The sequence below is a fragment of the Streptomyces sp. NPDC002896 genome (assembly GCF_040295225.1).
Taxonomy (GTDB): domain Bacteria; phylum Actinomycetota; class Actinomycetes; order Streptomycetales; family Streptomycetaceae; genus Streptomyces.
Genome location: NZ_JBEOVA010000069.1, coordinates 1 through 17,990 on the forward strand (window position 1 = coordinate 1; position 17,990 = coordinate 17,990).

Consider the following 17,990-nt stretch of genomic DNA (forward strand, 5'->3'; position numbering starts at 1 on the left):
ATGCCGACGGACTGTGCGGGACGGACGCCCGCGGTGGCGACGACGGCGGCGTAGGGGGTGGAGACCGCGTCGGGGATGATCGCGGCCTGGTCGAAGGGGAGGCTGTCGGGGATGGGGATGAGGGTGTCCTCGCGGGCGAGGGTGTACTGGGCCCAGCCGCCGTCGTAGTCGATGCCGGCGGTGAGCATCTGGGTGCAGGGGCGGCGCCGCACGCAGCCGGCACACTGACCGCAGGTCTTGCCGGCCTCCAGGGTGACGCGGGTGCCGACGGTCAGGCCGCGCTTGAGGCCGGGGCCGAGGGTGTGGATCACGCCCGACATCTCGTGGCCCACGGTGACCACGTCGGAGGTGGCGAACAGCGGGACGAGGGAGCCGTCGAGCAGGTGGACGTCCGACAGGCAGACGCCCGCGGCCTTGACCTCGATGAGGACCTCGCCCGGGCCGGGCACGGGTACGGGGACCTCCTCCACGGCGAACTTCTTGCTGTCCAGGTGGAAGCGTCCGGCGAGCATGGTGTCCATAGTGCTCTGCTTTCTGTGAGCGGCATTTCCCGGCGGTTCGGGCCGATGGGTGCCGTGTGGTGCCTCGTTGGTCAGTGGTGGCCGGGAGGGTGCGGGGTGTCAGGACCGCCGCACCCTCCCGGCGTCCGGGGGGGTCAGGCGAAGACGTCCTGCTGGTAGCGCTCGTCGGCTTCCATCTGGGCGAGCCACTGCTGGGCGGTCTCGTCGTCGCTGCCGGTGTGCTTGCGGTAGATGGCGGCGAGCGCCTCGCGCACGGCGGGTGCCATGCGGCGGCCGTCACCGCAGACGTAGATGTACGCACCCGCCTCGATGGCCTGCCACACGGTGTCGGCGGCGCCTGCGATGGCGTTCTGCACGAACCGGGCCGGGTGGCCGGTCACCGCGGAGTAGGCGGTGTGCACCTGGGCGATCCCGGCCTGCTCCCAGTCCTGCATCTCCTGCTGGTAGAAGTAGTCGTGCTGCGGGTGGCGGCAGCCGACGAAGACCTGGGACAGGCCCACCTTCGTGCCGTTCGCGTGCAGCGAGGCCCGCTCCTCGAGGAAGCCGCGCAGGGGTGCGATGCCGGTGCCGGGACCGATGAGGATCAGCGGCGTGGCCGGGTCAGCCGGCGGCGCGAAGGTCGGGGAGGGCACGCGCACGTAGCCGTAGAAGACATCTCCGGGCTCGAGGCCTGCGATGTAGGAGGAGCAGGTGCCGCGGTACTGGCCGTCGCCGGACAGAGCCGGGCCCTCCAGCAGACCCACGGTCAGCCGCACGTGGCGCGGGTTGGCCAGCGGGGCGGAGGAGATGGAGTAGAACCGCGGGCGGATCGGGCCCATCATGTCCAGGAACACTGCCAGCGGCAGCTCGACCGCCGGGAAGCGCTCCAGCAGACCCAGCACCGAGACACGCTTGTTCAGGATCTCCTCCTGGTAGCGCTTCTCGGCCTCCTCGGTGTCGGCCGTGTAAGCCTGCAACTGCGGCCGCGTCCACGGGCACTGGGTGTGCTCGGCCAGCGTCTGTATCTGGCTGCGGGTGGCCACGTCCTGCAGCTCCAGGAACTCGGTGAACAGCAGCCCTGCGGTGACGGGGCTACCCACCGGCAGGTGGGTGCGGCCGCCGGACGGCTGGTCCAGCCGCAGCACCTGATCGCGGTCGACGCCGAGCCCCGCCAGGGCACGGTCGACCAGGGCCGCCTCGTTCTTGGCAAAGACGGCCAGGTGGTTACCGGTGTCGTAGGTGACACCCTCCGGCAGCTCGATGGTGATGGACTTCGCGGACGGGCGCGGCGGCTCGACGCTGAAGTCCCACAGCCCGGTCGCGTCGGCCACGAGTTCCTCGTTGGCCACCACCGTGAGGGGGTAGGCCTGCTCGGAGACGATCGCCGGGCGCACGTCGGCCTCGGTGAGCAGCTGCACCTCGAAGCGCGGCCCGCTCGCCTCGGAGGTGTCGGCGGCGTACTCCTCGGCCAGCGTGGTCCACAGGGTGTCCATCCAGCGGGAGGCCATACCGTCGAAGTCACCGGCAGCATCCGCCAGGCCCCGCTCGATGACCGGGGAGGCGCCGGCGGCCAGCAGGGCCTGTTCGATCCGCTTGGGGAACGCCTGGTAGGTCGCCACCCACTGCGTGTTGCCAGCCCCCAGCAGCGCGAACCGCACGTTGGACAGCGAGCCCTCCGGGAGTCCGGCGGCGAGCAGGTCGTCGAAGCGCTGTGCGTTGTCCGGGGCCTTGCCGTTGTAGCTGGCCGCGACGACCACCAGCAGCCCCTCGGTGGGCAGGTTGTCCCCGAGCTCGTCCAGACTGGTCAGGGTGGTGGCGAAACCGGAACGCTCGCCGCGGTCGGCGATCGTGCGCGCCAGGTCCTCCGAGGAACCCAGGCTGGAGCCATAGGCGACGGTCAGGTTCACCCCGACACCGCTGACCGCGGCCTGCTGCTGGGCGCTGTCGCCCTGCACGTCCGCGACGCTGAAGACGGTCCGCTCGTGCTCCTTGCGGCGGCGCACCACCAGCTCGAAGCCGCCCGGCTTGCGCGTCAGCGCCTCCTTGACGTCCATCTTGTAGTCGCTGACATCGGCGAACTTGAACTTCTGCAGCACCAGCGCGAGCGCCAGGCGGGCCTCGGTCAGCGCGAACTGGCGGCCGATGCAGGCCCGCCGGCCATTGCCGAACGGCTTGTAGGCGTGCGGGTGCTGCTGGTCACGGTTCTCTGGCAGCCACCGGTCGATGTCGAACTCGAACGGCCGGTCCCACGCCTTGACGTGCGTGTGCAGCGGACCCATCAGCAGGTTCGTCTGCGTGCCCCGCTCCAGCACGTACTTACCGCCGATGACGGTGTCCTCAAGCGGCGCCTTCATGATCTGCGGGATCGGGGCCCACAACCGCAGCGTCTCCTCCAGGATCCGCGGAATCACGTCCAGCTTCATGATCGTGTCGTAGTCCGGCACCGTGTCCCCCGGCATCACCCGGTCGATCTCCGCGTACGCCTGCGCCAGCACGTGCGGGTTACGCATCAGCGAGTACGTCGCGAACGACAGCAGACCACTGGTCGTCTCGTGACCGGCGATCAGGAACGTCACCACCTGGTCACGGACGTTGTCGTCGTCCAGCGGCTTACCCGTCTCCGGGTCGGTGGCCTCGAGCATCAGACCCAGCAGGTCGCCGTCACCGCTGTTCCTGCCCTGACGGCGCTCCTTGATCACACTCTCGACCAGGTCGCGCATCACCTGGATGTTCTCGTGGTACTTCCGGTCGTCGTCCGCGCGCGCCGCGGTCATCTCCGGCAGCTCACCCGTACGCCGCATCGACTCCGTCAGCGCCTCCAGCAGCGCGTTCAGGAAGGGGTGCAACTCCTCCTTGGCGAACGAGTCGAACCGGTAACCGAACCCCGACAAAGCGATGGTGTCCAACGTCAGCCGGGTGTAGTCATTGGTGATGTTGACCGGCCGGCCCTCGCTGCGCTCCCACTTGCCCACCAGGTTCTCGGCCACCTCCAGCATCTGCCCGTAGTAGCCCTTCATCGCCCGCTGACTGAACGCCGGCATCAGGATCCGGTGCGCCATGCCCCACAGCTCGCCGTCATCCTCCTCATGGGCCGTGAACAGGCCGGTGCCGGTGTAGTCCCGGACATGGGACAGCGGCGCCAGGATCGGCTTGCCGAAACGGGTCTCGTCGCATACCTCGGTGACCAGGTCCGGGTCGTAGACGAAGACGTTCTTCTGACCACCGAGGTCCAGGCTGAAGATGCCCTCGGGGAACTGCTTGGACAGCTCGCCGAAGTACGCGACCGGGTTGGTGTCGGGGATCTGCGGTGTTTCTCCGAGGATCGGGATCCCGCCAGGGGACGTGGAACGGCGGTCGCTCACGGGTTGCGTGGTCATCGACTTGCTCCTTTTGTGCGGAGAAAGGGGAGGGGCAAGGGCATTCGGTAGGCATGCGTGGGAATGCCGCTGAGCAGCGGCATCTCCGTGTTTCCATACGTCGTACGGAACTGCCTCCAGTGGACCATACGATGTATGGAAACGCAAAAGAAGGCCCCTCGGGGACCACGAACAGGGACGTACCGCTCACCAAGGTCGACATCTACGCCATGGCGCTGCGGCTCATCGACGCCGACGGCGTCGAGGCGCTCACGATGCGCAAACTCGCGGCCGCGCCGCACACGACCTGTCGGCCATCCGCGTCGTCGGCTGCACCGGCTCGGCTCTGCCCGCCTCCGCCTACCCCTGGGTCCGCGACCATGTGGGCGCCGGTGTCCAACTGGCGTCAGATCACCGAGGCCCTCGTCATCGGCGCTGAGGAACCCGACGGCGGCTACCGGATGCCGCTCTTCGTGGTCCCCGCCGACGGGGTCGGCCTGGACAACGCCCTGCGCGACCGGATCCGCGACGCGATCCGCGCCGGCGCCTCACCGCGCCACGTCCCCGACGAGATCCTCGCTGTACCGGCCATTCCGCACACGAAGACCGGCAAAAAACTCCAGGTCCCCGTCAAGCGCCTCCTCCAGGGCACCCCCGCCGAGCAGGTCCTCAACCCTGCGGCGGTCGACAACCCCGACCCCGTCGCCTACTTCGCCCGCCTGGGAGCCGATCGCCGACGGCAGCGCGGCGGCACTCCATCCGCGGACGACGCGGCGAGGAGCAACATGTGACGTCGTCGAGATGCCAGCTGTACCGCAGGCCGCGATCAAGGCTGTGACGGCGCCCGCACCACTGTGGGCGCCCGCCGCTCCCGCGGACAGCTGCCAACAGACGTGCCGACTTGACCGCAGCCGACTGATCATCAACTGTTCAGGGCGCCGAGGAATCCCAGAAGCGCCGCATTCACCTCGCCGGGGCGTTCCTCGGCGATCCAGTGACCGCAGCCGGGCAGGATGTGCGCCGGTCCGACGGTCGGGTGGAGCGTGGGCAGGGCGGGGAGGAGTTGGTCCATCCCCGGGAACCCGTAGACCAGGTCCCGATCGCCGGTGATGTAGCGGCCGGGCATCCGGTACTGCGCGCCGTCCCATGGGGCGGTCAGCTGCCAATTGCGGTCGAAGTTGCGGTACCAGTTGAGGGCGCTGGTGAACCCGGCTTCGGTGAACTCCGTCGCGAGTGTGTCGATGTCGGCCTCGGTGAGCCAGGCGGGAAGTTCCTCGGGGTCCTCGAAGAGGTCCAGGAATCCCTTGCCCGGTGGGACGAGCGGCTCGACCGGCGGGTCGCTGTGCGGGTTGTCGCCGCAGAGGCCGTACATCACGCGACGGAAGGTGGCGTGCGGGTCCTTCGCGAGCTCGGCGTCCGCGACGCCGGGGGTCTGGAAGTAGTTCCAGTAGAACTGGCCGCCGAACAGTTCGCGCATCGCCTGCAGCGGAGGAACCGGACCGCGCTGCGGCGGCGGGACGCTGAGGCCCACGACCCCTCGGACGACGTCGGGCCGCATCAGCGCGGTGGACCAGGCGACCATGCCGCCCAGGTCGTGGCCGATGACCACGGCCTGCTGTGCGCCGAGTTCGCGGATCAGGCCGATGACGTCGCCGACGAGGTGCAGGATGGTGTATTCCTCAACCGCGGCGGGCCGGTCGCTGCGGGCGTAACCGCGCTGGTCAACGGCGACGACGTGGTATCCGGCCCCGGCCAGGGGCGTGAACTGGTAGCGCCAGTTGTACCAGCATTCGGGAAAGCCGTGGAGCAGGAGAGCCAGGGGTCCTTCACCCTCCTCCGCGATGTGCAGCCGACGCCCTCCAACCATGGCGGTGCGGTGCTCGACCATGGTCACACGCCCCTTCCAGGTGGGTTGGTCCGTAACCCACGCTACTCACGGGTCACACCGAGAGCCGAGTGATCGCCCGCCGTGGTCGCGGCGCCGTTGCTCAGTTTGACGCGCACCGCCACGCTCGGCAGGCATCGCATTCCCACGATCAGGCGGCGACCCGGCCGGCAGCGGAAGGCCGGCGCCGCCAACAGGTGCCAGTTGCCGGTGCTCTCGGTGCCCGAGCGGTCCTACGGGGGCTCGCCGGCACCACCGATTGATGGCACACCACCGAAGGGTGCCTCTCCCCTTCTCGCCCCCACCACACTCACCGGCCGCAGGCTGGGATGGAGAGCCGGGGTGCCGGTGGTCGTGCCCTTGTTCAGCGGTCTGACGATGCCTCCGGAGCGGCGACACCCCCTGGGCCGTGCGTTCACCATGCGTTCGGCAGGGGGACGGGACATACCGCCCCAAAGGCCCCGATGCACACTTCTGGACCAAAGGGCGTAATAATGATAAAAACCTCATGTATGAGGCTTTTGTCCTACGGAGGAGCTCGTCCATGCCTGCAGTTCTGATCCACGGCGTCCCCGACACCCACCGTGTGTGGGACGGCGTGCGCCAGCACCTGAGCCGAAGTGACGTCGAGGCCTGGGACCTGCCTGGCTTCGGCGCACCGCGGCCGCGAGGCTTCGGCTCCACCAAAGAGGAGTACGTCGATTGGCTGATCGATTGGCTGGAGCAAGTCGGCGAGCCGGTGGACCTGGTCGGCCATGACTGGGGCTGCATTCTCACCGCGCGCGTCGCTTCGATACGGCCGGACCTGGTTCGTACGTGGGCCGGCAGCAGCGCTCCGGTCAGTGCTCAGTACGGCTGGCATCCGCTGGCCAAGATCTGGCAGGACCCGGTCGAGGGGGACCGGTTCATGAACGAGCTTGACCCAGCATCCTTCGCCAAGGACCTGAGCAAACTCGATGTCCCGGCTGACGTGGCCGAGGAAATGGCCCGTCGCGTGGACGGGTCGATGAGGGACAGCATCCTCAGGCTGTACCGCTCCGCCGTGACGGTGGGCGCGGAGTGGGAACCGGAACTGGCGAACGTGTCCGCGCCGTGCCTGGTCCTCTGGGGGACGCTCGACCCGGCCTGTCCGATCGCGTTCGCCGATGAACTCGGCGAAGCTGTGCGAGCGTCCCGGGTCGTCAAGCTCGACTGCAGCCACTGGACGTTGATCCAGAAGCCGGCCGAGGTCGCCGCAGCCCTCGAGGCGCACTGGAATGCCTGAGGAGCTGTTGTCTTTCCGGCGTGATGAGCGCGTTCTCTCCGATGGGGCATGGCTCGGCGATTCCGCGGGAGTGGTGACCTGTCGTGTCGCGATTGGGAGCGACCGTCCCCAGGCCCCCACACTCGGACATCCACTGCCGGGCGAGGTCCGGGTGAAACGGACTGCCAGGAGGAGCTGGTGGCTGCCCCACTGCCCCACTGAATCCTCCATGTCCGGAGTTTCTTGTCCTGCCCCCTGACGCCGGGCGGGGCGGGAGCACCTCATTGGCGTGCCGGGCACGTCGGCCTCGCCTGCCCCTCATGCCGGGCGCCATCCACCAGCCGTCGAGGATGGCGGCCGCAGCCTGCACTGCTGACGAGCAACGTTCGCAATCAAGAAGATCTCGACTTCGTTGATTACGTGTGGTGCCTCGGTATTCCGTGACGGCCGTTCTCGGACACTGCGCAGGCCCCAGTCGGGCGATCCAGTTCGCCACGCGGGGCGTCGGCTTCCGGTGCGACGCCCGGGTCCCTACGCCGCGTCGCCGCCATCACGACCGAGAGGTGAGCCTCTCCCACGGCTGGTGGCGCCGTCATTGATTTTCCATACAACGTATGGCATTACTGAAGGGAGGTTTCGTACACTGTATGGAATCCGAGGGTGTTGCCGCATCGGCAACCTCTCTCGCGCCCGGTGGCGCCGTGCAGAGCCGGCTGACGCTCATCAAGGAGAGCGACCCCCGGTCACTGCACCGAACAATCCCAGTGAATTGCACTAGTGATCTTAACGTCCGTCGCACGGACGGATTGCTTTGAATCGAAGGAGAAACTTGTGAGTTACCTCGCGAAGCGCGTGTCTCTCGCCATCGCCTCCCTGGCGGTGGCCGGCGGAGCCGTTATTGGTGCCGGGGGTACCGCGTCGGCTGCGACGTCGACGTCAGGGCACGTCCAGCGCCCCGCCGCCAGTGTCGAGGCCAACGACCACCGCTGGGGCGGCGATGACGACCGCTGGGGCCGTGACGACGGCCGTTTTGACGACGGCCGTTGGGTCCGTTACGACGACGACCGCTGGGACCGTGACCACGACCACCGGGACCGTGACCACGACCGCTGGGACCGTGACCACGACCGCTGGGACCGTGACCACGACGACCGGGACCGTGACCACGACGACCGCCGAGACCGCGACAAGGCGAGCCACCACCACAACCGGTAGAGCTCCGGTCGCTGACACGAAGGTCGCCGTGACCCGGCAACCGACGTTCGTCGCATCCCTGTGATGCTCCCGGCCATCAGTGGTGGCTTCGCCTGCTGCTGACGGCCGGGCACCCTCGCGACGGCAGGAGATGTAGCTCCTGCGAGCGTTCTCCTGCCGTCCGCCACCGGGTCCCCGTAGTACCCGCTTCTCTGTTCAGGCCCCCTTGATAAGCCCTTCCGATGATCCTCCCGGTATGAGTCGGGGCACCAGGAGTAACCAATGAAGTCGTTGAGAACCGTGATCCAGGAGCTGCCTGTGCAGCATGTCGTCTCGTATGAGACGTTCTTGCCCGTGAGCATGAGGCTGCGGTACGAGCCCAGTGATCCCTACGTCGTCCGTGCCGCATTCACCACTGTCGACAGCGACGAGACGGTGGAATGGATCATTGGACGAGATCTTCTGATCGACGGGCTGGAAGGCCCCGCCGGCGAGGGGGACCTACGCATATGGCCCGCCGACGGGCCTGACCGCTGCGACTTGTACATCCTTCTCAACCCGCCGGCCGGTGCGGCTTTGCTCAAAGCCCGGGCGCAGGAGATCCAGACGTTCCTGCAGGAAACGCAGGCCATGGTGCCCAGGGGAGCCGAGCTCGGGCACATCGACTTGGACGCTTCGCTGGCGCACTTCCTCGCCGAAGGATGAAGTCGGCCCAGTTGCCACTCATCAAGTTGCCACTCATCAAGAGGCCGGGCCGCTCGAGATCCCCGCCTCACCGAGTCCTGATACCGTGCCCACCCTGAGGTGAATTCGTGCTTTTGCCGATGGCCGTTGCCGATCAGAATGCGTCCTCATCGATTTCCGGCGCGGGCTTCCTGTCGATCTGCGCATTGCTCTTCACCATCGCCTCGTTCTGGTGGCTCAACGCCAGACAGGGGCGCCTGGAGTCGTGGGAGCCTCATTCCTTTGCGGCGATTGTCCACGGCTCCATGGTTCGACTGCGGCTTCCGCTCGTCCTTCACAACACCGGTGCCAAGCCGATAGTCGTGCAGGATCTCAGGCTGGCCTTCCCTGATGAGCCCGCCTCTCATCTGCCACTCCTGTGGACGGCTTCACCATCCCGTCTCCAACCCGGGCCGGACGAGGAACCGGAGTTGCCGGCCGGATTCATCGTGGCCGGCAGAGAAGCGCAACAATGCTTCATCGAGTTCGAGGCACCGTTTTCCGGGTTGGTTCCGGAGGCCCGTGACTACAAGCTCCGAATCCAAGTGAGGGTTGGCCACCGCAAGGGGTGGCGCTCGCTTCTGACCTTCACCTTGAGGACCACCAACATCATTCATCCCGACCAGTACACCGTCTGCAAGAACGCCCCTATCGAACTGACGAAGGAAGACTGCAAAAAGGCAGACGCTGCGCTCCTGGAGCTGTTGGAGGGGCACGAGAAGGGCGCTTCCGCCAATGGCAAGACCAAGCGGCGAGACTCTTGGAACGACGAGGGCAACGCCGATACGGACCTGTAGGTCGCGAGGATGGTGCTGAGCTCGGCCAGGGCGCACCGTGTCGGCACCCGCCCGCTGCCCCGCAGCGCGCTCAAGCTCGCCGAGTACGTCAACACCGCCGCCGGACGCCGAGCCCATACCGATCGCCACATTTCCCCCAGGCGTTCACCCACCTCGCCCTCATCGCCGCCTTCAACCTCGACCGCGCGCTGGGCTGACATCCGACCGGCCTGACGGCGTCCCTCGAACCACCTCGGCACGGCACGCCTGGTCGAGGACCAGGCGTGCCGTGCCCATCCATATGTGAGGCCCGTCGTGGGTCATGGCGTCGTCAGGATCGCACCAGAGATCGCGGCACCTTGATGCTGCGTGAGCGCAACCATTCGCCGAGTGCTTTGGCCTGCGAGTCCAGCCGCAGTGTCGAGGTGGCGCCGGTCCCGAGCAGTCCTCGAATGACGAAGTTGACCGCGCCCAGGTTGGGGAGTTCGTGGCGCGAGATCTCCAGTCCGCGTGTTTCGGGAAGAAGGCGTCGCAGTTCGTCGACGGTGAGGGTGGAGCTGAGCCAGTCCCATGCCGCACGGTCGCGTACCCAGACGCCGAGATTCGCGTCGCCGCCCTTGTCGCCGGAGCGGGCGTGCACGATCTCACCGAGTGGGGCGACGACGAGTTCGTCTGCCCGCGGCGCAGGCACCGATGGCGCGAGCGCCGGCTCGGCCTGCGGCACTACCTCGCCACCGGCTCCGTCCGGGTTGCCGGGGGCCATGATCTCGGTCGTGCCGTCGTAGTGGTGGACCGTGTGCTGGAGCATCCGCTGGTCGAGCAGTGCCGGCCAGTAGACACCGAATGCGGACCCCGGTTGCGGAGGGCCGAGGGAGTACAGCCCGGGGTAGCTGGACAGGGCCAGCTCGACCACGCGCGACGAGAAAGCGCGCCCGGCGGCCTGCTGCGTCCCCTGCACGGTGATCCTGAGCAGCTCGGTTCCCGCGTTCTGGGTGTCGGGATCGGGCTGTGCCCGCCCGATGCGCTCGACGGCGACCGCGTCGAGCCCGCGGGCGGCCTCGGCGTAGCGGTGGACGAATCGCTCCACGAGGGCGGCCTTCGCGTCGAGGTCCGTGCCGGTCAGCGCGAGGATCGCGCTGTTCGTCCAGCCTCCCACCCCCGTGATCGCGACCTTGGTCGTCCTGGACGGCGCCGTGCCTCGCACGCCGTGGATCCCGACGCGGTCCTCGCCGAGGTCTGTCAGCGTCGCGGTGTCCAGATGGGCGGTCACGTCGGGGTTGAGATACGCGGGTTCACCGATCTCGTAGAGCAGTTGGGCGGTGACCGTGTCCTGGGTGACCACGCCGCCGGTGCCCGGATTCTTGGTGATCACCGAGGAGCCGTCGGCGGCGATCTCGGCGATCGGGAACCCCGGCTCCACGAGGTCGGGGACGGAACGGAACCCGGAGAAGTTGCCGCCGGTCGCCTGAGGCCCGCACTCGATGACGTGTCCGGCGGCGACCGCGCCGGCGAGGGCGTCGTGGTCGTCAGGCGTCCAACCCCACCACCAGGCGGCGGGACCGACGACGAGGGAGGCGTCGGTGACGCGGCCCGTGACGACGATGTCGGCGCCTTCGTGGAGGGCGCGCGCGATGCCGAAGCCGCCGAGGTAGGCGTTGGCCGTCAGCGGCTGGTGCGGCCAGTCCGACAGGGGCTGACCACTCGTCAGGTGCAGCAGGCGATGGCCCGCTTGCCGCAGATCGTCGAGGCTGCCGAAGACGTCGTCGCCTTCGATGTGGGAGACCCGCAGGTCGTGACCGTGTCGTGCGATCAGTTCGCGGGTCGCGGCGGCCAGCCCGGCGGGGTTGAGTCCTCCGGCGTTGACGACGAGCCTGATCCGGTTGGCGGCGAGGTGCTCGAGCGCCGCGTCGAGGTGTTGCAGGAAGGTGGTCGCAAAGCCCTTCGTGCTGTCCTTGGCGCGCGCCTTGCCGAGGATCAGCATCGTGACCTCGGCGAGGTAGTCACCGGTGAGGACATCGATGCCGCCCGCTCGGGCCATGTCGGCCATGGCCGAGGCGCGGTCGCCGTAGAAGCCGGAGCAGTTCCCGACGCGGAGGGGGCGCCGGCCCCGTTCTGATGCTGACGTCATGCCAACTCTTCCGGTGTAGAGGAGTGAAGACCGCCGCCGTTCTCTCCCTCGGCCCTGCTGACCCGTATCGTCCCTTCGAACCCCACCTCGCCGGAGGGGTGTTCCTCGGCGAGTTCAAGGGTCATGCTGTCGCCCTCGATGTGGGTCACCCGCGCGGTGTAGGCCAGGTTGGCGGGCGCGCAGACGGGCTTGCGCAGGCGGTAGGCGACCTTCGTCACGCGCCACTTGGGGCCGAGAGCCTCGGTGACACAGCGCAGGGCGAGCGCCGCTCGCAGGTGGGAGTGCACCACGAGACCGCCGTGGCCCTCCTCGCGTGCGTAGGGCTCGTCGAAGTGGATGCGGTGGGGGTTCCAGGTGACCGCGCTGTAGCGGAACAGCTGAAAGGTCGTGGCCGTGTGCTTGAGCCGTGGGAGTGTGTCCCCGACCTGGTAGTTGATGGACACTACGACTCCTGCAAGGGGTTGCGCAGTACGACGGTGCGCCGGTTGCGGTTGAGGACGGCACCCTGGGCGGACGTGAACGTGTGGAGGGTGGTGACGAACACGCAGGTGCCGGCGCGGGTCTGCTTGGGAGTGACCGCCTCGAGGGTGGTTTCAAGCACCACCTCCGTCCCCGCAGTCACGGGAGTGACCAGCTCCATCTCTTCGCCGGCGCCCATGACGCGGAGCCCGAGGTCGCCGTCACCGAGGGGTGTGTCACCGCTGAGGGGGGTTCCGTCGGGCTGAAGCTGGGCCTCGGGGGTGCCGATGCCCCACTCCACGATCGCGGCGAGCATGTTCGGTGGCGCCACGACATCCGCGTACCCGGCCGAACGTGCGGCCGCGGCGTCGTAGTGGACCGGGTCCGCGGCGCCGATGGTCAGTGCGTAGCGGCCGATGCTCACCGCGTCCAGCGTGCCGAGGCTCCGGCGCGAGAGGACGGCTCCGGTCCGCGGCTGGGTCTGGGCGTAGTACTCCGCCAGCGGAGTACCGGGTTCAGGTGTGAACATGCCTGGGCTCCTCACCATTGATCTGTGTGCCGGCTGCGCCGGCCGCATCCGCGTGGCCGGCAAGCTCCGCGAGAACCTCCCGCGTCGACTCGCCCAGCGGCGGGGCGGTCCGCAGCGGGCCCACCGGCGAGTCGCTGAGCCTCAGGGCGCATCCTGGGACCGGCACCCGTCCCCTGGCCGGGTGCTCGACGTACTGGATCATGCCGCGCTGGATCAGGTGCTCATCGGAGTCGACCTCGCGGATCGACTTGACCGGCGCGCAGGGCACACCGGCGGCCTGCAGGTCCCGTACCAGCTCGGCACGCGTCCGGGTCCTGGTGCGGGAAGAGACCTGCTCGTCGACCGCGTCGATGTGGGCGACCCGGTCCTTCTGCGTACGGAACCTGGGGTCGTCGATCAGCTCGGGCCGGCCCAGTGCGGTTGCCACGCCGCGCCAGTGCCGCTCGGCGATGCAGATGATCGCCAGCCATCCGTCGCTCGCCTCGTAGATGTTGTACGGCGCGATCGCCATGCCCGTATGCCGGTTCCCGGTGCGCTCGGGGAGCTCGCGGCCGGGGTTGTTGTGCAGGCCGCCCAGGCTGGATGCGAGCATCGGGTAGACGGTGTCGTGCATCGAGACCTCGACGATCTGCCCCCGTCCCGTGCGCTCGCGCTGGAACAGGGCCGCGCTGATCGCCCCGAACAGGTGGATGCCGCCGGAGAAGTCCACGAACGCGGCGCCGGCCTTGGTGGGCGGCCCGTCGGTCTCCCCGGTGGCCGAGGCGCTGCCGGACATCGCCTGCACGGTGATGTCCATGGCCGACATGTGGGCGTAGGGGCCGGTGGACCCGTAGCCCTTGCCGGAGGCCACGACCAGACGCGGGTTGTGTTCGAGGAGCCGCGCCGGGCTGAGCTGGAGGCGCTCCATAGTGCCCGGCGCGTAGTTCTCGATGAGCACGTCGGCGGTCTCGACCAGGTCGAGCAGCGCCTGGCGACCGGCGTCGGTCTTCAGGTCGAACACCACACTCCGCTTGTGGGAGTTGAGCATCACGAACTCGTGGGACTCGATCGGCTCGTGCGAGCGGAAGCGCAGTGGCTCACCGCCGGGTGGCTCGACCTTGATGACGTCGGCGCCCAGTTGTGCGAGCAGGAGCCCGCAGTAGGGGCCGTTGTAGATCTGGCCCAGTTCCAGGACCCGGATGCCGTCGAACGCCGGTCGCATGGCTGCTCCCCTGCCGATCAGGACTTGATCACGCCGGCGGCGCCGCCGTGGATGTAGCCGACCGGTCCGGTGCCCTGCGCCGCCGCCGCGGTCTCGGTCAGGTGCTGGAGGGTCACCGCGTCCATGACCGAGTGGAAGGTGCCGTCCTCGTTGAAGCTGACCTGCGCACCCTCGATCCAGGCCAGGGCAACGGTGTCCTCGGTGTTGTCCTCGGGGGTGTAGAAGGTGTGCACCGAGCCGCCGGGCTCGTACAGGTAGGAGCCCGCCGTCTGCGGCTGGTCGGGGTACTCGCGGTACAGCCAGCGGCCCTGGATCGTCCACACCTGAGCCGTACCGGTGTGGTAGTGGATCGGCAGCTCGACACCGGGTGCCAAGGTGGACAGGAAAACCCACTCTCCGCGCTCGGGGTCCAGGCGCAGCGTCTGGATGTGAATGCCGGGGGCGACAAGATCCTTGAACAGCGGGATCTGGTCGATGTTGACGGTCAGCAGCTCGCCCTGCGGCAGGGAGACGAGCGGCAGCGGAGCGCGGCCGCCGTACGTGCTGATCACCGTGGGAGACACGGGTGCGGTCATGTTCGGGCCTTTCGGCATGAGTGCCGATCTTCCGGACATGCGATGTGCGAGGTGCTACGTAGGAGAATGCCAGCGTACGGATTTCCGTATGGTGGACCGGGTTTCCGGATGGCAGGGACGCTACGGTGACCCACGCCGCCCTGACAAGAGCTCGTGCACTGACTTTTGGCGGACAGGGCGGTGCTAGCATCAGCCGCATGCCTGTCCGCCCGCATCGCACGGTCGACCGAGTGATCGGGATCCTCGAAGCCGTGGCCCTGAGCCCGCGGGGAGTGACGCTGGCTGAGCTGGCAGCCGCCCTGGGCGCGGCGAAGAGCTCCGTTCAGGAGCTGACCAACGGACTTCTCGCCCGCGGCTACCTCATCGAGGACGACCGCCGGTTCCACCTCGGACCAGGGCCCTTCATCCTCGCCGCTCGTGCGAACAAGCTGGCCGCGCTGTCACTCGATCACCAGTTCCTGGCCGAGCTCAGCAAGGTCCTCCGCTGCACCGTCCTCGTCGGGGTGCGCGTCGGCGACGCCCTCGTCCACGCCGACCATGCCGGTCAGGAGTCGCCCAGCCTGACTTTCGTCGCGCGCACCCACGCCCGTCGCCCCCTCTTCACGACCGCTGCCGGCAAGACTCTGCTCGCCAACGTCCCCGACGAGGAGATGTACCGGCTCCTGGAGCTGGCCGGTGCGGAACAGACAGGAGAGGTCCGGCAGTTCCTCGCCGAGCTCCCCGAGATCCGCTCCCGCCGACTCGCCTTCAACCGCGGAGTCACGTTCAAGGACGCCTTTGCCGTGGCCACGCCCCTACTGGCATCCGACGGCAGTCCGATAGCGGCGATCAGCGCAGCCGTCGACCCCGCAGAAGCGGATCGCCTCGACGACGTCGGCGAGGAACTCAAGAAGGCAATCGCCGTTCTCGGCCCCCGGTACGGGCTCAACCACGCCTGATCCCCCGCGCCGGCAAGCGGCCCGGCTATCACCCCCCGGTGATATCCAGCCATCACGGCAGCCACCGGCGCCCACCTCAACGGACCTCCACCAGCAGGAGGGCGGTGTCGTCGGCACGCTCTCCTGCCGGCCGGGCGCGGGCGAGAAGTGTGTCGGCGATGTCGTCCAGCGGGCCGGTGGCTTCGGAGAGCGCTGTCGAGAGGTCGGTGAGGGCGTCTCGAAGTCGGCGCGGGGGTGCCACGGCCGCCAGGCCACGCCGATGGTGGACTCCAGGGACAGTTCAACCCGTGACCGCGAGCCAGTGGTTCGATGCGGCGAGGCCGGGGACGGACGTCCCGATGCCACAGGCCGCGAGGTCGACGCCCGCCCGGTTGCTGCTTGACGGCGGGTGGGCGTGCGTGGGCGCTCCGCCTGTCGTCCGCGCAGATGGCGGGTTCAGTGCCGGGCGAACTGGACCCGGGTCGGCTGCACGACGTCCGGCCGCAGCGCGATCCCGTTGACTGTCAGTCGTTCTCCGTAGATGTCGGTGATCCTGATCGCACCGCCGCACCCGCTGCCGTCGGCGGAGAGGAAGTAGTTGTAGTCGGTACGGGGCAACTGCCGCCAGCCGTTGGTGGTGCGGACCTCCAGCCGCGCGATCGGATTGCGGTGGCCGATCGCCTGGATGCCGCACCAATAGGAGCTGGACCCGGTCTTGTACCGGATGGAGATCGTGTCGGACGTGCTGGGGCTCAGCAGGCTCCAGGTGATCGGGATCCGGCCGAGCTTGGGGTCGGCGAGTTCGGCGAAGGCCTGTTCGCTGAGGTCGAGTTGCCCGGGTGCGCAGGGCAGAGGGCATTCGTTGGTGATCCGGACCGTGACGGAGGCGCCGTTCGCCGCGCGGACGAGCACGTACGCGCCGCACGCCTTGGACGACTCGTAGTCGGTGGTGTTCATCGCCGCGATCATGAGGTCGTCGCTCGGGCCGAACAGACAGGCGCCGTCGCCGTTCCCGGCCTCGTAGACGGTGGCGACTCCCTGGTAGGTGGTCCTGGGCTGAATCCGCCCTGCCGACGAAGCCGCGTTGGACGTCCTCCGCGGGGCCTGCGTGGCCGACGGCTGCGCAGCCGCGGTCGTCGCACCAACCGTCGGGGTCGGGCTGCCTGTCGCGGTCGTGCCTGTCGGGGTCGGGGTGCTTGTCGCGGTCGTGGCTCTCACTTGAGCACTGGCGACGGGTGCGGCCGCGGTCGGCCCCACACCTTCCTCGCGGTCGGGGAGCAACGCCGTGACCAGGTAGGCGAGGAGACCCGCGGCGGCCAGCGCCACCGTGGCGCCCAACATCAGCCTGTGTCTGCGCCTGCGCTGCCGCGCGGCCTGCCTCGCTGTCTTCATGCCTGTCCGTTCGGAAGATCGAGTCGACGGTGCACTGCTCAGTGGCCACAGGAAGCGAAAAGGTTGCCGACGACTTCTCACTGAGGACCGGTCCCCGACCATCTGGACACCGAGGGGCTTCGGCAAGGCGACCGGCAAGCTCGCCAACCGGCTTGAGCTGACCGCCTGACCCCCGTCCTCTTCGACCAGGTCAGCCAAATCCACATCAACCGATGGAGCCAGGGCCGGGGTCGTCCTGCTCGGCGACTCCGCCTGGTGCATGACCGTGCACTCCGGGCAGGGTTCCGGCATGGGCATCGCGGGCGCCGAACTGCTGGCCCGGCTGCTCGCCGAACACGGACCACCTGCCCGCCGCCCTCGGCGTGTGGGAGCAACGGCTGCGCCCGTTCGTCCCCCGCCACCAGAGGGAGGCCCTGCGCACGCGGCACTTCTTCATGCCCGCCCACCGCTTCGGGTACGCCGCCCGCCGCACCCTCATCCGAGCGGCCAACACCCCTGTCGGCTCCGCGCTCACCAAGACCCTTGTGAACTGACCGTCCATACAAGACCGTGGGCGCCGGTGCTCTCTCAAGCACCGGCGCCCAATCACCCCTGCCCGAGGTGGTTTTGGTCGTCCTTCTGCAGAGTCGTCAGGGGACGAGGCGGAGTTGTCAGGGGACGAGGATGAGGCGGATCGGGTCGCCGATCTTGTTCTCCAGCCGGTTGACCGCGTCGGCGGCCTCGGCGAGCGGGATGTGGTCGGTGATGGAGGGGGCCAGGTCGAGCCGGCCGTTGGAGGCCAGCTGGACCAGCTCGGTGACGCCCTCGGGGGTGGCGCCGTAGTGGCCGCGCACCTGCTTCATCATGTAGTTGAAGGTCAGGCCCTCGGTGATGGTGAGCGGCTTGGGCGTGATGCCGACCAGGATCAGGGAGCCCTCGCGGCCGAGCACGGAGGCGGCCTGCTCACGGACGGCGGGCACGCCGGCGCAGTCGAAGGCGAAGTCCAGGCCCTGCCCGGCGGTGGCCGCGCGGACCTGCTCGGCGAAGTCGGGGGCGGCCGGGTCCAGGGCGAAATCCGCGCCGAATTCCAGGGCACGCTCCCGGGCGCCGGGCAGCGGGTCGATGGCGATGAT

Annotated in this window: 18 protein-coding genes and 1 pseudogene; 7 read left to right on the top strand and 12 right to left on the bottom strand. The window is 68.5% G+C overall.

Annotated elements, in window-relative coordinates; all coding sequences use genetic code 11:
* Both ABT009_RS45990 and ABT009_RS45995 read right to left on the bottom strand, forming a co-directional pair.
* A partial coding sequence (locus tag ABT009_RS45990; RefSeq protein WP_351308982.1) for an alcohol dehydrogenase catalytic domain-containing protein occupies positions 1-521 on the bottom strand: 521 nt, incomplete at its 3' end.
* 134 nt (positions 522-655) lie between these two features.
* The gene (locus tag ABT009_RS45995) at positions 656-3,877 is read right to left on the bottom strand and encodes a bifunctional cytochrome P450/NADPH--P450 reductase (protein WP_351308985.1); all 3,222 of its coding nucleotides are present in this window, start codon (positions 3,875-3,877) and stop codon (positions 656-658) included.
* Positions 3,878-4,263: 386 nt separating this feature from the next.
* Between ABT009_RS45995 and ABT009_RS46000 the strand changes: the two are divergent.
* Positions 4,264-4,647 (top strand): annotated as a pseudogene (locus ABT009_RS46000) (AMP-binding enzyme); the annotation flags it as partial.
* Between the two features lie 131 nt (positions 4,648-4,778).
* Here the strand turns inward: ABT009_RS46000 and ABT009_RS46005 are convergent.
* Positions 4,779-5,744 carry an alpha/beta fold hydrolase gene (locus ABT009_RS46005; RefSeq protein WP_351308988.1) on the bottom strand — a complete coding sequence of 322 codons (966 nt, stop codon included), beginning with the start codon at positions 5,742-5,744 and terminating at the stop codon, positions 4,779-4,781.
* A 541-nt stretch (positions 5,745-6,285) separates the two neighbouring features.
* Here ABT009_RS46005 and ABT009_RS46010 point away from each other — a divergent pair.
* From ABT009_RS46010 to ABT009_RS46025, 4 genes are all read left to right on the top strand, one after another.
* A complete protein-coding gene (locus ABT009_RS46010) occupies positions 6,286-7,005 on the top strand; it encodes an alpha/beta fold hydrolase (RefSeq protein ID WP_351308991.1) in 720 nt (239 codons plus the stop codon).
* An 810-nt stretch (positions 7,006-7,815) separates the two neighbouring features.
* Entirely contained in the window at positions 7,816-8,199 is a 384-nt protein-coding gene (locus ABT009_RS46015; protein ID WP_351308994.1) for a hypothetical protein, read from the top strand.
* A 297-nt stretch (positions 8,200-8,496) separates the two neighbouring features.
* Positions 8,497-8,883, top strand: coding sequence for an SsgA family sporulation/cell division regulator (locus tag ABT009_RS46020; protein WP_351308997.1), 387 nt, complete (start codon positions 8,497-8,499; stop codon positions 8,881-8,883).
* Positions 8,884-8,990: 107 nt separating this feature from the next.
* A complete protein-coding gene (locus tag ABT009_RS46025) occupies positions 8,991-9,698 on the top strand; it encodes a hypothetical protein (protein WP_351309000.1) in 708 nt (235 codons plus the stop codon).
* A gap of 310 nt (positions 9,699-10,008) precedes the next feature.
* Here ABT009_RS46025 and ABT009_RS46030 read toward each other — a convergent pair whose 3' ends face one another.
* From ABT009_RS46030 to ABT009_RS46050, 5 genes are read right to left on the bottom strand one after another with little or no spacing between them, the layout of a single operon-like run.
* Positions 10,009-11,805, bottom strand: coding sequence for an acyclic terpene utilization AtuA family protein (locus ABT009_RS46030; RefSeq protein ID WP_351309003.1), 1,797 nt, complete (start codon positions 11,803-11,805; stop codon positions 10,009-10,011).
* Positions 11,802-12,248 carry a MaoC/PaaZ C-terminal domain-containing protein gene (locus ABT009_RS46035; protein WP_351309006.1) on the bottom strand — a complete coding sequence of 149 codons (447 nt, stop codon included), beginning with the start codon at positions 12,246-12,248 and terminating at the stop codon, positions 11,802-11,804. The genes ABT009_RS46030 and ABT009_RS46035 overlap by 4 nt, the downstream gene beginning before the upstream one ends.
* Positions 12,248-12,793 carry an FAS1-like dehydratase domain-containing protein gene (locus tag ABT009_RS46040; RefSeq protein ID WP_351309009.1) on the bottom strand — a complete coding sequence of 182 codons (546 nt, stop codon included), beginning with the start codon at positions 12,791-12,793 and terminating at the stop codon, positions 12,248-12,250. Before ABT009_RS46040 ends, ABT009_RS46035 begins: the two co-directional genes overlap by 1 nt.
* A complete protein-coding gene (locus ABT009_RS46045; RefSeq protein ID WP_351309011.1) occupies positions 12,780-13,994 on the bottom strand; it encodes a CaiB/BaiF CoA transferase family protein in 1,215 nt (404 codons plus the stop codon). Before ABT009_RS46045 ends, ABT009_RS46040 begins: the two co-directional genes overlap by 14 nt.
* 17 nt (positions 13,995-14,011) lie before the next feature.
* Positions 14,012-14,569 (bottom strand): 2,4'-dihydroxyacetophenone dioxygenase family protein, encoded by a 558-nt coding sequence (locus tag ABT009_RS46050; RefSeq protein WP_351309014.1) that lies wholly within the window; start codon positions 14,567-14,569, stop codon positions 14,012-14,014.
* Positions 14,570-14,766: 197 nt separating this feature from the next.
* Between ABT009_RS46050 and ABT009_RS46055 the strand changes: the two genes are divergently transcribed.
* On the top strand, positions 14,767-15,507 hold the full coding sequence (locus tag ABT009_RS46055) for an IclR family transcriptional regulator (RefSeq protein WP_351309017.1): 741 nt from the start codon (positions 14,767-14,769) through the stop codon (positions 15,505-15,507).
* A gap of 76 nt (positions 15,508-15,583) precedes the next feature.
* Here the strand turns inward: ABT009_RS46055 and ABT009_RS46060 are convergent, their stop codons facing one another.
* From ABT009_RS46060 to ABT009_RS46070, 3 genes are all read right to left on the bottom strand, one after another.
* Positions 15,584-15,748: a hypothetical protein gene (locus tag ABT009_RS46060; protein ID WP_351309020.1), complete on the bottom strand. Its 165-nt coding sequence runs from the start codon at positions 15,746-15,748 to the stop codon at positions 15,584-15,586.
* A gap of 194 nt (positions 15,749-15,942) precedes the next feature.
* Positions 15,943-16,878, bottom strand: a complete 936-nt coding sequence (locus ABT009_RS46065; protein WP_351309023.1) for an expansin EXLX1 family cellulose-binding protein — start codon at positions 16,876-16,878, stop codon at positions 15,943-15,945.
* 205 nt (positions 16,879-17,083) lie between these two features.
* Positions 17,084-17,215 (bottom strand): hypothetical protein, encoded by a 132-nt coding sequence (locus ABT009_RS46070; protein WP_351309026.1) that lies wholly within the window; start codon positions 17,213-17,215, stop codon positions 17,084-17,086.
* Between the two features lie 25 nt (positions 17,216-17,240).
* On the opposite strand from ABT009_RS46070, the gene ABT009_RS46075 reads away from it, so the two are divergent.
* Positions 17,241-17,411 (top strand): hypothetical protein, encoded by a 171-nt coding sequence (locus tag ABT009_RS46075; protein WP_351309029.1) that lies wholly within the window; start codon positions 17,241-17,243, stop codon positions 17,409-17,411.
* A gap of 117 nt (positions 17,412-17,528) precedes the next feature.
* Here the strand turns inward: ABT009_RS46075 and ABT009_RS46080 are convergent.
* Positions 17,529-17,990: zinc-binding dehydrogenase (locus ABT009_RS46080; RefSeq protein ID WP_351309032.1), on the bottom strand; the 462-nt coding region annotated here is incomplete at its 5' end.

Bases quoted from the DNA above. Each gene is read 5' to 3' on its own strand.
- ABT009_RS45995 (WP_351308985.1), bottom strand. From the start codon at position 3,877: ATGACCACGCAACCCGTGAGCGACCGCCGTTCCACGTCCCCTGGCGGG.
- ABT009_RS46005 (WP_351308988.1), bottom strand. From the start codon at position 5,744: ATGGTCGAGCACCGCACCGCCATGGTTGGAGGGCGTCGGCTGCACATC.
- ABT009_RS46010 (WP_351308991.1), top strand. From the start codon at position 6,286: ATGCCTGCAGTTCTGATCCACGGCGTCCCCGACACCCACCGTGTGTGG.
- ABT009_RS46030 (WP_351309003.1), bottom strand. From the start codon at position 11,805: ATGACGTCAGCATCAGAACGGGGCCGGCGCCCCCTCCGCGTCGGGAAC.
- ABT009_RS46040 (WP_351309009.1), bottom strand. From the start codon at position 12,793: ATGTTCACACCTGAACCCGGTACTCCGCTGGCGGAGTACTACGCCCAG.
- ABT009_RS46045 (WP_351309011.1), bottom strand. From the start codon at position 13,994: ATGCGACCGGCGTTCGACGGCATCCGGGTCCTGGAACTGGGCCAGATC.
- ABT009_RS46050 (WP_351309014.1), bottom strand. From the start codon at position 14,569: ATGACCGCACCCGTGTCTCCCACGGTGATCAGCACGTACGGCGGCCGC.
- ABT009_RS46055 (WP_351309017.1), top strand. From the start codon at position 14,767: ATGCCTGTCCGCCCGCATCGCACGGTCGACCGAGTGATCGGGATCCTC.
- ABT009_RS46065 (WP_351309023.1), bottom strand. From the start codon at position 16,878: ATGAAGACAGCGAGGCAGGCCGCGCGGCAGCGCAGGCGCAGACACAGG.